Source organism: Ferrimonas lipolytica, assembly GCF_012295575.1.
Lineage (GTDB): Bacteria > Pseudomonadota > Gammaproteobacteria > Enterobacterales > Shewanellaceae > Ferrimonas > Ferrimonas lipolytica.
Genome location: NZ_CP051180.1, coordinates 1,226,359 through 1,241,612 on the forward strand (window position 1 = coordinate 1,226,359; position 15,254 = coordinate 1,241,612).

General features: G+C 49.5%; 13 protein-coding genes. 11 read left to right on the top strand and 2 right to left on the bottom strand.

Going from position 1 to position 15,254, the window contains the following annotated elements; genetic code table 11:
- Positions 1–146: 146 nt before the first annotated feature.
- The gene (locus tag HER31_RS05825) at positions 147–2,060 is read right to left on the bottom strand and encodes a monovalent cation:proton antiporter-2 (CPA2) family protein (RefSeq protein WP_168659683.1); all 1,914 of its coding nucleotides are present in this window, start codon (positions 2,058–2,060) and stop codon (positions 147–149) included.
- Entirely contained in the window at positions 2,057–2,674 is a 618-nt protein-coding gene (locus HER31_RS05830; protein ID WP_338030615.1) for an NAD(P)H-dependent oxidoreductase, read from the bottom strand. Before HER31_RS05830 ends, HER31_RS05825 begins: the two co-directional genes overlap by 4 nt.
- Positions 2,675–3,705: 1,031 nt before the next feature.
- On the opposite strand from HER31_RS05830, the gene HER31_RS05835 reads away from it, so the two are divergent.
- From HER31_RS05835 to hypB, 11 genes are read left to right on the top strand one after another with little or no spacing between them, the layout of a single operon-like run.
- Positions 3,706–3,870 (top strand): hypothetical protein, encoded by a 165-nt coding sequence (locus HER31_RS05835; RefSeq protein WP_168659684.1) that lies wholly within the window; start codon positions 3,706–3,708, stop codon positions 3,868–3,870.
- A gap of 35 nt (positions 3,871–3,905) precedes the next feature.
- Positions 3,906–5,051 (top strand): hydrogenase small subunit, encoded by a 1,146-nt coding sequence (locus tag HER31_RS05840; protein ID WP_420811007.1) that lies wholly within the window; start codon positions 3,906–3,908, stop codon positions 5,049–5,051.
- Complete coding sequence (locus tag HER31_RS05845; protein WP_168659685.1) at positions 5,048–6,748, top strand: nickel-dependent hydrogenase large subunit; 1,701 nt, start codon at positions 5,048–5,050, stop codon at positions 6,746–6,748. Before HER31_RS05840 ends, HER31_RS05845 begins: the two co-directional genes overlap by 4 nt.
- Before the next feature lie 11 nt (positions 6,749–6,759).
- A complete protein-coding gene (cybH, locus tag HER31_RS05850; RefSeq protein WP_168659686.1) occupies positions 6,760–7,449 on the top strand; it encodes a Ni/Fe-hydrogenase, b-type cytochrome subunit in 690 nt (229 codons plus the stop codon).
- A gap of 9 nt (positions 7,450–7,458) precedes the next feature.
- Positions 7,459–7,989, top strand: coding sequence for a HyaD/HybD family hydrogenase maturation endopeptidase (locus tag HER31_RS05855; protein ID WP_168659687.1), 531 nt, complete (start codon positions 7,459–7,461; stop codon positions 7,987–7,989).
- A gap of 15 nt (positions 7,990–8,004) precedes the next feature.
- Positions 8,005–9,705 (top strand): Kae1-like domain-containing protein, encoded by a 1,701-nt coding sequence (locus HER31_RS05860; protein WP_168659688.1) that lies wholly within the window; start codon positions 8,005–8,007, stop codon positions 9,703–9,705.
- A gap of 3 nt (positions 9,706–9,708) precedes the next feature.
- Complete coding sequence (locus HER31_RS05865; RefSeq protein ID WP_168659689.1) at positions 9,709–9,951, top strand: HypC/HybG/HupF family hydrogenase formation chaperone; 243 nt, start codon at positions 9,709–9,711, stop codon at positions 9,949–9,951.
- A gap of 1 nt (position 9,952) precedes the next feature.
- Positions 9,953–12,268, top strand: a complete 2,316-nt coding sequence (gene hypF, locus HER31_RS05870) for a carbamoyltransferase HypF (RefSeq protein ID WP_168659690.1) — start codon at positions 9,953–9,955, stop codon at positions 12,266–12,268.
- Entirely contained in the window at positions 12,265–13,206 is a 942-nt protein-coding gene (locus tag HER31_RS05875) for a hypothetical protein (RefSeq protein WP_168659691.1), read from the top strand. Before hypF ends, HER31_RS05875 begins: the two co-directional genes overlap by 4 nt.
- On the top strand, positions 13,199–13,537 hold the full coding sequence (gene hypA, locus HER31_RS05880; protein ID WP_168659692.1) for a hydrogenase maturation nickel metallochaperone HypA: 339 nt from the start codon (positions 13,199–13,201) through the stop codon (positions 13,535–13,537). The genes HER31_RS05875 and hypA overlap by 8 nt, the downstream gene beginning before the upstream one ends.
- Entirely contained in the window at positions 13,538–14,608 is a 1,071-nt protein-coding gene (gene hypB, locus HER31_RS05885) for a hydrogenase nickel incorporation protein HypB (RefSeq protein WP_168659693.1), read from the top strand.
- Positions 14,609–15,254 lie beyond the last annotated feature (646 nt).

Consider the following 15,254-nt stretch of genomic DNA (forward strand, 5'->3'; position numbering starts at 1 on the left):
TTTATCAGCATTGGAAAGAACAACACTTAGTTGGTACACAGCCTCTACTTTTAGCTCAATGGCAATGCGCCTGGGTTGATGAAGTTGTTATTAGCCAAACTGGCTGAGCTGAAATCAATTTCAGCTCGGCCAGTGTTATTGCACTACTAGTTGTCTAACTTATCAGCGTAGTCTTTTGGTGGTGGCGTCCAGGCGCGGTCAGATTTGCTCAGATGATGCTGCCGATCGGCCTGCATAGCCTTTCTGATGTTATCTTCCAGTTCCATGAACAGCTTACGATAGTTGTTGTCGTAACGACGATCGCCATCTACTTCTGACCAACCTTGGTACATCATGTCAGAGCTGCGTCGCTCCACATCCATGTAGGTGGCTTTTTGTTGTTCGACATAAAATGGATGCTCCCCTACCTCACGCATAGTTGCAGCACCGAGTTCGAGCGCACTATGGAAGGTTTCGCTTTCAATTACGTTTGCGCCAGCCTGTCTTAATAGATAGGAGTGGCCACGGTCAAATGCGCGAGCCAAAATAGTGAGTTTCGGGTAGGTATGGCGTAGGTAGGCGGTTAATTCAACGGCTTCATCGCGGTTATCGATAGCGATAACGAATGCCTTGGCGTGTTCGATGCCAGCGGTATGCAATAGCTCCGGTTGAGTTGCATCACCAAAGTAGGCTTTAGTATTAATTTGGCGCATCAGTTCAACCTGTTCCGCTTGGTGGTCAACCACCACCGTAGGAATGTTATTGTTGACCAGTAACCGGTTAACTATCTGACCAAAGCGGCCAATACCGGCGATGATAACCGCACCATGATCGTCAATCACATCGGCTTCTTGGTCGTTACTGGTTTGCTGGTACCGAGGTAGAATGACCTTGTCATATAGGATGAATAGGGTTGGGGTTAAGAACATTGACAGCGCCACAACCAAGCTCAATGTTTCAACTAGTGGCGCGGCCAAAACGTGATTCTGGGAGCCAAATGACAGCAACACAAAGCCAAACTCACCGGCTTGAGCGAGACTTAAGGTAAATAACCAACCATTGGCTTTCTTAATGCGAAAGATCTGCGCCAACAGAAACAACACGCCGCCCTTTAACAGCATTAACCCCGCCGTTAACGACACAATGGTAATGAACTGATCTGCCAGCACGGAAAAATTGATGCCGGCACCAACAGTAATAAAGAACAACCCCAATAGCAGCCCTTTGAACGGACCAATATTGGACTCCAGTTCGTGGCGAAATTCACTGTTAGCCAACACTACCCCTGCAAGGAAGGTGCCCAGAGCCGGTGATAGGCCGACTAGGCTCATTAATGCAGCTACGCCGATAACCAACATCAACGCCGTAGCGGTAAAGAGTTCGCGAACCCCAGCAGCGGCAACAAAGCGCATTAGTGGGCGGGTAAGATAGTGTCCAGCTGCGATGACGGCGACGATGCTTGAAGCAATAATGGCGACATAAGCCCAAGGGGCAAGCCCTGCAACAAGGCTTAGCTCGTCATGATGTTCGGCACTTTGCGCTAACGCTTCGCCGGCGGCGACCAATTCTGGAATAGCCAGTAAAGGGATAAAAGCCAGCATTGGAATAACCGCAATATCCTGCAACAGCAGCACCGAGAAGGCGCTTTTGCCACCGTCGGTTCGCGCTAACCCTTTTTCACTGAAGGTTTGCAGTACAATTGCGGTTGATGACAGTGAAAACAGCAAGCCGATGGTTAAGGCTACTTCCCAGCGTTGGCCTAATTTCATTGCTATAAAGGTAACCGCAGCGGTGGTTAGGCCAACCTGCAAGCCACCTAGCCCGATAAGCTTATGGCGCATGCCCCATAGCATCTTCGGTTCTAATTCGAGGCCGACGAGGAACAGCATCATCACGACGCCAAACTCGGCAAAGTGTTGAATTGCTATAGTTTCATCGCCAACTAAGCCGATTACTGGTCCAATGATCACGCCAGCAATCAGGTAGCCAAGTACCGAGCCAAGTCCTAACCTGCGAGCAACGGGCACGGCAATAACGGCGGCAATTAAATAGATAAAGGCTTGTAATAGGTAACCGGTCATTTGGCTGGCTCCTTGATGAACAATTGCAGATGTTGTTGGCAGTTTTCTAAGTGCCGCTCCAAACTACCATCTTCAGCAGCAGTCCGAGCACCAAATAGGGTCAGAGGTTGTTGATAGATCATCCCTGTTAGGCTGGCGGTTTGCTCTAATGGCCGCAGCAACTCTTCGATAGAGAAATGATTGATGCCTTTGTCGCAATAAGCGTCCTTCTTGCCGCCTGCGGAAATCACACAACCAAAACGCTTGCCGTGTAAGGCAGTACCCTCACTGCCGTAGGCAAAGCCGTACTCGAAAACAAGATCCATCCACTCTTTAAGCAACGATGGCACCGAGTACCAGTACAGTGGGAACTGGAACAGTATAGTGTCGTGCTGTTGCAGCCGTTGTTGTTCAGCTTCGATGTCGATGTTGAAACGTGGATAGTGGGCATACAGATCGATGGCTGTTACCCCGGGAATTTTTTGCGCTTGTTGGAACAAGGGTAAGTTGATTTCCGAGTGGCGTAAATTGGGGTGCGCCATTAAGAGCAATACATTGTTCGGTGTGGTCATTAGATTAATCCGCTGATTATTGGGCGACATATCTGATGACGAGAATAGTGCAAATATGGTCACGTAATCTACGTTACTGGCGCTAATTGATTTCGGCTCTGGTTTCCATTTGTGTGGCGTCGGCGTGCCACAACACCGATAGCTATGTGGTGATTTGTCTTAAGTCTACGGCGAAAATGGCTATCGTGGCGGCACGGCGCCCCAATTGACAACATAAATTCTGCTTAAATATGCGTTGGTGCTGCCTTGTTGCCAACTAAGTTTATCCTTAATTATTTGTTAGTAATTATATTGGTACCCCTTTAGACAATATGACCCACCCAATTGCGGCGCTGAATGTCATTCGTGCCAATTATTATTTCAATGGCGTAATCCCGCCTTATAAAAGGTTAAACCGTTTGGATTATTGTCGTCATTACAATGAGTGTTAATAGGCTGGTGTTATTTTGTTGCGGCAGGGGCGATTTTAATTGAGACAAATTGTCCAAAGAAAAAAACAATAAGGGTCAAAGTGGCAAGTGCCAACTTAAGTGTAGTTAAATTAATCTTAAATTGGTTGTTTTTTGCTGCTTAAAATTTGGTCGGGCGAGAAGTAACTTTCGCCTAAAACAAACATGGATAGTGAATGTGTAAATGGCTTTGTTTGCTTTAAGTTGTTGTTTTAAATTGCCTATATTTGTAGTTGGTAAGGTTTTTGCGATCTTGGGTGCTCGCAAATTTTGTTGTGATTAGCGATTAATCCTTTCAAGTGATTTTGTGTTGATGTGATCAGAATCACTCGTTGCGCAACAAAATATTGATCTCAATCAAGATGTTAACGACAACATTGATACGATTGTTTTAATGCCAATAAAAAGACTCTATAAACGTTAGTTAAGCTACTTTGGAAGCTTTGAATTTGGTTTTGAAATTTATTCATCTCATGCCTTAGTACTGCTTCTGATTATATTTGGCAGAGAAATAATTTCGAATTCAAATCGCCATCCTAATCAGTAAATATTATCCGCCTTTGTCTATTTGCTCGGTAACTATTGTGTTGCTCGGCTGATTGCAAACGGCTTAGAACGACACCAAAAGTGAACAACGAGGTACACATGCAACGAGTAATTTTGGCCCTATCAGCCAGCTTGCTTCCATTGACGGCATCAGCCCACGAAGGCCACGGCGCATTCGGCTTATTCCACCACGCCAGTGATCTTATGCCAATTGTGGCAGTTGCAGCAGTCGCATGGATAGGTTGGCGCTTTATCAAGCGTTAACTGGTCGCGCAAAAATTCTAACGGAGGAATGGATTTTGGCTAAATATGATGCCCTGATGGCGACATGCCGCACTCGAATAGATGAGTTGAAGGCACAAGCTCCCCTAAAAGAAAAATCATTAGACACTCGCATGGAGCAGGATGGCGTTAGCCGCCGTGACTTCATGAAATGGAGTGCCACCACTGCAGCTGCTTTGGGTCTTCCACTGCAGTTTGCCCCAATGGTTGCTGAAGCAGCAGAGATCGCCGATCGCGTACCGCTGATCTGGTTGCACCTCGCTGAATGTACCGGCTGCTCTGAGTCACTGATCCGTGCCGATACCCCAAGCATCGACGCCTTGATCTTTGATCATGTGTCACTGGAGTACCACGAAACTCTAATGGCAGCAGCAGGCTGGCAGGCAGAAGAAAACCTCGAGCACGCGATGACTGCCTATAAAGGCCAGTACATCTTAGCGGTCGAAGGCGCCGTGCCGACAGCAAATGATGGCCAATTCCTAACAGTTGGCTGTAAAGGCCATACCGGTTTACACATCATCGAAGAAGCGGCTGCTGGCGCGGCGGCGATTGTATCGGTTGGAACCTGCGCGGCATTTGGTGGTGTTCAGGCGGCTGCGCCTAACCCAACCGAAGCTAAAGGGGTTGAGGAAGTCATTCACCAGCCAGTGGTTAACTTAGGTGGCTGTCCACCAAGCGAAAAGAACATCGTTGGCACGGTGATGTACTTCATCATGTTTGGCCGCTTACCTGCGCTGGACATGTTCGGTCGTCCAAAGTGGGCTTATGGCGCACGAGTGCATGACAACTGTGAACGTCGCGGCCGGTTTGATGCCGGTGAGTTTGTGGAAACCTTCGGTGACCAAGGAGCGAAAGACGGTTACTGCTTGTACAAGGTTGGCTGTAAAGGCCCATACACCTATAACAACTGTCCTACTGAACGCTTTAATCACCACGTTTCTTGGCCGGTATTGGCTGGTCACGGTTGTATCGGCTGTTCTGAGCCGAACTTCTGGGATTCGATGGCTGACTTTGAAAAGCCGCTGGGGCGTCGCGAGCTGCATAGCCTCGACATGACTGCCGACAAGATCGGTGGAGCAATCCTAGGGTTGTCAGCGTTAGGTCTTGGCGCCCATGCCGTCGCCAGTGTTGTTGTTACCAAAAAGGAAGAGGCTAGCAAATGAGCAAGCGCGTTGTAGTTGACCCAATCACTCGTATCGAAGGCCACCTGCGGGTGGAAGTCGAAGTAGACGAAAACAATGTGATTACCGATGCGTGGACCGCCTCCACTTTATGGCGCGGCATCGAAACCATCATGAAAGGCCGTACCCCAATGGATGCGGGCCTATTGGTACAGCGTATCTGTGGCGTATGTACCTTCTCTCATTACCGGGCGGGTATCGAAGCGGTAGAAGATGCATTGGATGTAAAAATCCCCAAGAACGCTGAACTATTGCGTACCTTGATGCAGCAAGCGCTGTACATGCACGACCACGTAGTTCACTTCTACCATCTGCATGCACTGGACTGGGTAGACGTAGTCTCTGCACTCAGCGCCGATCCAGCCAAGGCAGCTCAAGTTGCAATGAAGTACACCGACAAGCCAATCGCGGCTGGTGAAGGTGACTTACGCGCAACTCAGGAGCGTGTTGCTAAGTTGGTATCGACTGGTAAGTTAGGTCCTTTTGCTAACGCATACTGGGGCAACCAGACCTACAAGTTGTCGCCAGAGCAGAATTTGATTGCCGTATCTCATTATCTGAAGGCACTCGAAGTGCAGCGTGTCGCTGCTGAAATGATGGCGATCTTTGGCGGCAAAATGCCACACCCACAATCACTGGTTGTTGGTGGTGTTACCTCCGTTCGAGACATGCTCTCACCAGCTCGTCTGCAAGAGTTTAAGCACAAACACGGCATCGTAACCGACTTCATTAACCGCGCTTATGTGCCTGATGTTGTTATGGCGGCAGAAGCATTTAAGAGCGAAGGCTCTGTCCTTGGTGGTGTTGGTGTTAAGAACTTCTTAGCTACTCAAGATTTCGCGCTCGGTAACGGTAAGTACCTGTTTGAAGGCGGCGTGATCATGAATGGTGACTTGGCCAACATTCAGCCAATCGATCCAAATGCTATCAAAGAAGACGTTACCCACTCGTGGTATGACGCTAACGATGCACAACACCCGTACGACGGTACCACTGATCCTAACTACACCGGTATGATCAAACGTGACACCGTTTACGGTGAGCTGCCAACGTTAGATGAGAAGGGCAAATACTCATGGGTTAAATCGCCACGTTACAACGGCGAACCAGTAGAAGTAGGGCCATTGGCTTGTTTATTGGTGAACTACGGTAAAGGCAACAAAGCGGTTGTTGATGCAGTTAATGGCTTGTTAGAGCTGACTGGTCTGCCAATCGAAGCGTTGTTCACCACTTTGGGTCGAACCGCTGGTCGTTTGCTGCAAACCAAGTTGGTTGCTGACTCTGTTGATGAAACCCTCAATGCGCTGATCACCAACCTGTTAGCTGACGAAGCAACCTACGTTGAGCCAGTCATGGACCCAAGTAAAGAGTACAAGGGTCACTCTATGATTGAGGCACCACGTGGCATGTTGAGCCACTGGGTACGCATCAAAAATGGCGTGGTTGAAAACTATCAAGCCGTGGTGCCAACCACATGGAACTCAGGTCCAATGGACGCCGCTGGTAAGAAGGGCCCATACGAGCTGAGCTTGATCGGAATGAAGCTGGAAGATCCAACCAAGCCGCTGGAAGTGATCCGCGTGATCCACTCCTTCGACCCTTGTATGGCTTGTGCCGTACACGTAATGGATTTCAAAGGCACCGATCTGGGTGAGTACACCATTAAAGCTGGTGCTTAAGGAGGTCCATTATGATTCCTGAAACCGACCATCTACCGCATTCGCGCGACTATGTATTTAGTCCTGCAATTCGGATATTTCACTGGCTACGGGCATTAGCGATCGTTGTGCTAGTAGCCACCGGTTTCTACATTGCTTGGCCGTTTCTGACCCCTTACGGTGGTTCCGATAACTTGCAGCAAGGTTGGTTCCGCATGGCGCACCTGATCTTCGGATTTGTGTTGTGTGCCATTACGGTTATCCGCGCTTACCTGTACTTCTTTTCGAAGAGCGATATTGAACGTCGCTCTTGGGGGGACGTAATAAGCGTAGACAGCTGGGTGAAGCAGTTATTGTCCTACGTATGGGTGGGTAAGTTACATAAGAAGGGGATCTACGGTCCGCTGCAATACATGACTTACCTAGCAACCACCTTAGTGATTGTAGTGATGTGCGTAACAGGCATCGCACTGCACTCCCATGTCTACCACGACGGGGTTGGTGCATTCTTCATGCCATTCTCTGAGTGGGTAGTCGTGATGTTTGGTGGTTTAGCGCCAGTTCGTGAAATCCACCACATTCTGACTTGGGTGTTTGTTGTCTTTATCGTAATCCATGTGTACATGGCGGTATGGTCAGGTATTCGCTTCCGTCATAACTCGGTTGATTCGATTATTTCTGGTTACGACTACCACCCAATGAAAAACGACAAGGACCATTAAGGACCTGAAATGCCGCAAAAAATCCTGATTCTTGGGATTGGCAACGTACTGTACGCCGATGAGGGCATCGGCGTACATTTTGCCAAGTACTTCCAAGCCAAATATCAGCTGTCCGGCGAAGCCCAAGTGGACTTCGTCGACGGCGGAACCTTAGCCCAAGCTCTTATTCCAACCATTGCCAAATACGACCACGTCATTATCTGTGACACGGTTAACTCTAATACGGGAAAGATTGGCGATGCGTTTTTCTTTGATTTTGACAAGGTACCAAACCACATCGACTTTCAAGGCAGTGCCCATGAAGTTGAGATGCTCCACACCTTAGCAATGATGGACATGGTTGGTGACCGTCCAACCACATACGTACTGGGCGTAATCCCAGAAGTGCTCGAAGCGATGAGCTTTGCTCTTACGCAATCAATTATTGATGCGGTTCCTGCGATGGAAGATACGCTGTGTAAGCACTTGAGTAGTTTAGGAATGACCTGCACTCAACAAGCTGAACCAGATATCCAAGCTATCGCCCACGCCTCCGTCTAACAGCTGAGTGTCACCATGAAGTTACGATTCTCTTTTGCCACCGTTCGTCCGGTCGGCCACTACGCCAAGCTGTGTAACCAATTTCTGCAGCATCCGCATGTTAAAGCCATTTATGCCGACGATAAGGGTTACTTTATCGAAGCGGAAGGCGAGGTTGCGGAACTGGAACCTTTAGCGGATCTGCTCGCTTCGACCTTTCCATTGTCCTGTTGGGTAACTGCAACCAACACCGTTGTAATTGAAGAGTTCACTGGCGAGGCAAGGCCGTTGCCGGTGGCACTCACGCCGGTAGCCTATTGTCGCCATTGCCAAGATAAGCAAGCGGACGATTGCAGTCACTGTGGTACCAAGGCCGATGGTTTTGTTGATGTGCACGGTTTATTGGAAACGTTGTTGGAGTTTGGCCAGGTAAGCTACGACAATCGCAATGGCCGCCGCTCGTTAACGTTACTTAACAACTTGGATAAGCACACGAGTAGCCTGATGTTTTGCGATCCACAAGCGCTAAATAGTGCGCTTTACATCGATAACTCCGGTGTGTTGATGCTCTCAAGCCAAGAAAAGCCGCAACTGCGCTTACAACCGCGGCCAGAGTTTACTGAGCAACATCAATTGGCGCGTCCGCTGTACAACTGCCATTTAGCCGATGATCGGATCTCGTTGGCGTTGGCTGCGATGTTGGCGCAACAGGGGATAGTTGCCGTTGGCTCGGACAGCGACTATCGACCATTACTTATTTCTCAATGGATCGATGGCCCAGCAGCAATGCAGGGCGATCAGGAACTGAAGCCGTTACCAGTGCGAGAACCGGTACAGCATCGAGCCATCGTCGGCGAATTTGAAGCACGCTATGACGATGGCCATGCCTACCTTAGCCGCACTGCATTAAGCCAAGCAGTTGATCCGCAGTTAGCTGCGCATTACGCGCTGGAAGGCTTGCAACAACAGCAACGTTTTAGTGATTCAACCGCGGTGCTGTACCTCAGCCGTCATCATCAGTCAGGTCTGATCTACAAAAATGCCAATGGTGAGCGCGAGTGGCTGATGCGTTTACCTTATGCCGATAACAATCCCGCTGATCTGTTAACTAAGTTGGTCGAAACCAGCGATACCGCTGAGCGGTTGTTGACGCGTTATCAACACCAGCACGGCGATTGGCTGGCCCAGTTAACCGGCACGAATCACCGTCGCGTACGCGGCAACCTATCAGGCATTATGGCGATGGTGGCATGGCTGCTTGAGTTAGACTGCAGTAACGATGCGGAGCTAGCGGCGGAGCAACTACTGGCGACCGCGTTAGGACATGAACAGCTGGTGTCACCGCGCTTGGATTACAAACTTGAAATCGATGAAGAGGGCATTGTGGTTAACTGGCTGCCAGTACTGCAAGCTTGTATGAGCTACCGCTTGGCGTCACCGGATACGCCACAAGGCATCGCGTTTGGGGTTATCGACTCCTTTGCAGATTTCGTCGGCAACTGGATTGAACAGTTTGATAAAGATATCGGTCTCAACACTATTGTGCTGGCTGGTGATGAATTTGATAACCCCATTTTGCTGCAACAGATCCGTTTGCGCTTGGGTCGCAACGTAACGCTGAAGCTGCCACAGCCGCTCGATTTGGCTGGCAATAATCTCGCGTTAGGGGCCCTGTTTGTAAGTGCCAATAAGATCGGCACAGCGCCGTCCTCTGCGCGAATTGCGGAGGAGGCGTAGCCGATGTGTTTTGCTATCCCGTCAAAGATCATTGAGCTCGATAATGAGCAAGATATCGCCACTATCGATACCATGGGCAAGATCCGTCATGTTAGCGTGCATACCATTTTGGAGCCATTGGCGTTGGGGGACTACATCTTGATCAATAACGGTTTTGCGTTAAATAAGATGGAAAAGGAAGCGGCTCTAAGTAGCTTAGAGTTGTACCAAGAGATCGTAACCAAAATGGAACAAGGGGAGATCTAATATGATCCCGGCGTCTAGTCATAATGGCTATGTCATACGGGTTCGTGGTCAGGTTCAAGGGGTGGGGTTTCGCCCCTTTATTTGGCAACTGGCCAACGAACTCGCCCTGTTAGGTGAAGTGCTTAACGACAGCGAGGGGGTATTAATCAAGCTACTTGAACCGGTTGATGCCGTCGCTTTTGTTTCATTAATGGTTGAGCGTCTGCCACCTTTGGCACGAATCGATAGCAGCGAGATTAACCCATACCTGTTCACCGTTGTTCCGACCGAATTTGTCATTACCCAATCCCAAGGGGGGCAGGTCAACACTCGTATTGCCCCCGATACCGCGACCTGCACAGCTTGTATCGCTGAGATCCGCAACCCCGCCGATCGTCGTGTTGGCTACCCATTTACCAACTGCACTCACTGTGGCCCGCGCTTTTCAATTATTAAAGCCGTACCTTATGACCGCCCTTACACCTCAATGGGGGCATTTCCGCTGTGCCCTGAATGCCAGCAAGAGTATGACCATCCGGCTGACAGGCGTTTTCATGCCCAGCCCAATGCTTGTGCCACCTGTGGTCCGAAACTGACCCTAGTTAATAACCACGGTGAGGTAGTTGCGAGTGAGCAACTTGCCTTGGCACAAACCATTGCCGCACTCGAAGCTGGCCAAATCGTGGCGATAAAGGGATTGGGTGGCTATCACCTGGCGGTTGATGCCACCAATCAAGCTGCGGTGGAACGATTACGTCGTAATAAGCATCGGCCAACCAAACCATTTGCGCTGATGGCACGGGACCTAACCGTTATTGCAAACTACGCGATGGTAACAGCGCTAGAACAGCAACAACTACAAAGTGGTGCTGCGCCGATTGTGCTGCTAAAACGCAACAACATTGACAATCTAGCGGCGAATGTGGCGCCATCGATGCATCGTGTTGGCATGATGTTGCCATCAAATCCGCTCCAGCATCTTATCTTTAGCGGATTTGAACGACCGCTGGTAATGACCTCTGGCAATGCCTCAGGCAAACCACCGGTAATCGATGATGCCCAAGCGGTGGTAGAGCTAGGCACTATTGCCGATCTGCTGCTGCAACACAATCGAGCCATCGTTAACCGTGTCGACGATTCCATCGTTCGGGTAGATGACAACCAGCCAATAGTGCTGCGCCGAGCGCGCGGATTTGTACCAACGCCAATCGGGCTGCCGGCCGGTTTTGAGCAAGCAGACAATATTTTGGCCTATGGCGCAGATCTAAAAAATACCTTCTGTTACCTCAAACGAGGACAGGCGTTGTTGTCGCCGCACTTAGGTGATCTGTCTGACTTGCAGTTGCGCGACGCGTATCAACACAATCTGTCGCTGTTTGCGAAACTGTTTGATGTAAAGCCGACGCTATATAGCTGCGATCCTCATCCGAGCTATCACAGTTTTGCTATCGCCAAGCAACAGTCGAAAATAACGGCAGTCGGTCATCATCATGCTCATATGGCGGCATGTATGGTCGATAACCAGATAGCACTGGGTAGTAAACCGATGTTGGCCTTAGTTTTGGACGGACTAGGGTGGGGTGGTAACGACACTGAACACCAGCTTTGGGGCGGCGAATTGCTGTATGGCGATTACACTAAGGTGACTCGGCTTGATGGCATTGCGCCGATGGCCTTGCTTGGTGGTGAACTTGCTGCCCAACAGCCTTGGCGTAACTTATTGGTTCAATTAGAAAGTAACGTTAGTAACTGGCAAAGCATTGACCTGCCAGTGCTGCAACGTTTGCAGCAAAAACCGCTGGCGCTATTACGTAAGGGGCTGCAAGCAGGAATAAACAGTCCTAAAGCATCCAGTGCCGGACGCTTGTTCGATGCAGCGGCGGCGTTGTTAACTGACAAGTTTGAATCGATAACTTTTGAAGGCGAAGCCGCGATGTCACTGGAATCACTCGCGTGGCAGGCGGTCGATAATCAACCACATTTGCCGTTAATTGTTGAAACAGATCACATTGAGCTAACACCGATATGGTCAATGTTGCTGACTGAGATCTGTAACGGCGTTCCAGCTAGCCAAGTTGCTCTATTGTTTCACCAGCAGCTTGCACTGTGCTTACTTGGCGCAGTAGCAACTCAGGCTAAACGATTACACGTGAGTACCGTGGTTTTATCTGGCGGTGTGATGCAAAACCAGCTACTGCACAGTTTGTTGGTTGACGGATTACGCCGATTGGAACTGGAGCCATTGTCTCATCATCAGATACCCGCCAACGATGGTGGGTTATCTCTGGGCCAGGCCGCAGTGGCTTGGGCTCAGCATCAACAAGGAGGAATGGCATGACACCATCCGTGACACTACCACGCGCTTTTGTTCAACTACGTGTAGAGCAAGGCCGTATCGCAGAATGCCACCCTCAAATTGAACTGCCGAACGTAGCAGCATTGTTAGATGGGATGGATTTCGAGCAGGTAAACGCTCGATTAAAGTTAATTTACAGCCAATGTGCTGAAGCCCAGCGCTGGGCTGCAGTATCGTTACTTGAGGTGGACGAGCCGGTTGCTCCTTCAACTCAAGCCGCTCGAGCCCAAGCGTTATGGCTCGAATGGGTCAATGAGCATAGCTGGCAAATGTGGCGCAGTGCTCATCACATCCTGCCACACAGCGACGAACGCATGGATCTACTTAATCAGTGGCGCCAAGAGCTTGCGTCACTGCGCAGTGAAATGGACAGCAAGCGGTTCCAACCTTACGCCGTGGTAGAGCCTATCAGCATTCCCGATCTAGCCGATTGGCGTGACCAGTGGTTGAAGCTGGTGTATGAGCCGTTGCTAGAAGAGATTGCTAAACACGATTGGGAAAAGCGCTTCCACACCGAAACCGTCAACATCAAAGAGCTTGAGTCTGGTCCTGCTCACCGCTTGCACATGGGCGAAGTCTCCCTTGGTGACCGCTTTGAAGCGCTATGGGTTGAATGGTGGCACGCTGCGGCTTGGGCTACTCACCCTGATGAGGTAGCGTCGCCACTGCACGAGCCAGGTGTTGTTGCAGCGGCACGGGGTAATCTGTGTCACCGCTGTCAGTGGGTTGATGGACTTGCGGGTTTCTACTCAATCGATATCCCAACCGTTGCCACCCTTGAGAGTGTGAGTCGCTCCTTGATTGGGCAAGAGGTGGTTGATAGTCACGATTGGCGTCGTGGTCTGACTGTATGGCTGCAATCGCACGCCCCCTGTGTCGAAATTGAGGTTGAGTACTTAGAAGGGCTCGACGATGCATGAGATGTCTCTTGCTGAGGGGATAATGCAAATTGTCGAAACCCAAAGCAAAGGCCACGGAAATAAGGTCACCAAGGTTATCTTAAGCCTTGGTGAACTTGCCGGAGTTGAAAAAGAGGCACTGGAGTTTGGCTTTGAGGTGGTGTCGAACGGCACCATCGCACATGGCGCAATTCTGGAATACCACCCAGTGTCCGGTAGTGCCTTTTGTTTCAATTGCTGTGCTCAAGTGCCATTAAGTAAACAGGGAAACCCTTGCCCCCGCTGCGATGGTTACCAATTAACGGTAATCGACGGTACGCAAATGCAAGTGAAATCGATGGAGTTAGAATAGATGTGTACAGTATGCGGTTGCGCAGAAGGCGAAACCCGAGTTGAAGGTGAACATGGCCATCATCACCATGATGAACACCACAGCCACGATCACCATGACCATGGCCACCAACACGGCCATAGTCATCATAACCATGCGCACCAACATCAGAGCCAGCACAGCAATGATGTCGAAAGCCAACCAGTAGCGATTCATCACCACTATCATCACAGTGGCGATGTGCACCACCATATTCATTATCATGTTGCTGCGGGTTCTTCAGAGCAGCCACATGGGCACAGTCATGCGAGCGATCACGCTCATCAGCACCACCATGGCGAAGTAAAGCAACAATTTATTGAAACCTTTGAACCAACTCAAACCAATGACGATCTGCATTACGGCAACGGCCCTGCACACGCACATGCGCCGGGAATGTCGCAACATCGTATGGTCCAGATTGAGCAAGATATTCTAGGCAAAAATAACGATATTGCCGATCACAATCGTGCCCACTTTGTACGTGACAATGTGTTTGTAATGAACCTCGTTTCAAGCCCCGGCTCTGGTAAAACCACCACACTCACTGAAACCTTGAAGTTACTGAAAGACTCAACTGAGATGGCCGTAATTGAGGGCGATCAAGAAACCAGTAACGACGCGGAACGTATTCGTGCAACGGGCGTTAAGGCGATTCAGGTCAACACCGGCAAAGGCTGTCACTTGGATGCAGCGATGATCCATAAGGCATACCATCAGCTAGAGATGCCAGCCGGTGGCGTGCTGTTTATTGAGAACGTTGGCAACTTGGTTTGTCCTGCCGCCTTTGATTTAGGTGAGGCTTGTAAGGTCGCCATTTTGTCGGTTACTGAAGGTGAAGACAAACCACTGAAATACCCGGAGATGTTTGCTGCTTCAGAGCTAATGCTAATAAACAAGATCGATCTACTGCCACACCTCAATTTCGATCTTCCTGCTTGCATCGCCAATGCGCGCAAGGTTAATCCATCAATTGAGGTAATTTGTTTATCTGCAACCAGCGGTGAAGGCATGGATTTGTGGTTAGAGTGGATTGCCAAACGCGCCAAATAAGATCGCTGTATTGCTATCAAGCCGTTGACGTCAGTCAGCGGCTTTTTTTGGGCTGTGTCGTAGTTAGCTGTTGAAGTTTATCTTAAGCCTTCGGCTTCACCGATTTCGGTGCTTTTAGGAGACGACGTCGCGGTAGCGACGGCACATTCTTGTATGCATTAGGGGGAGCTTCGCCCGTTTGGAATCCCCCTTACCTTAGGTCGCAGTCCAAAGCGCTTCGCTGAACTGCTCCAATGCGGCAGAAGATCAACGAAGGCAGTGCTTAACCCTTGGTATCGCAACTCGCCTAGCTGGTGCTTTAACTGTATTAGAAAGAGCAACAACACTTAATTGGTACACAGCCCTTTTTGTACTCAAATTCTAGGGGCAAATAAACCGTAGGGTAACAAACCATATTAGCTTGGCGTTCAATATTGAACTTTCCCCGAACTTTGGTTAGATGTGTCAACGTTTATCGAAACGATAATATTTATATCTGCAACATGACGCGACTGTCGACGCTACTGTCGCAAAACCGTCGTTTGCCATTGAGTTAAACCGCAACATTAACGCTAACTAACTAGAATATTTGAATTTAATTACCATGGTGATTTGATTATCTATGTGACTTGGTTAAAGTGGATCAATGTATCAAAATTGTTAACGA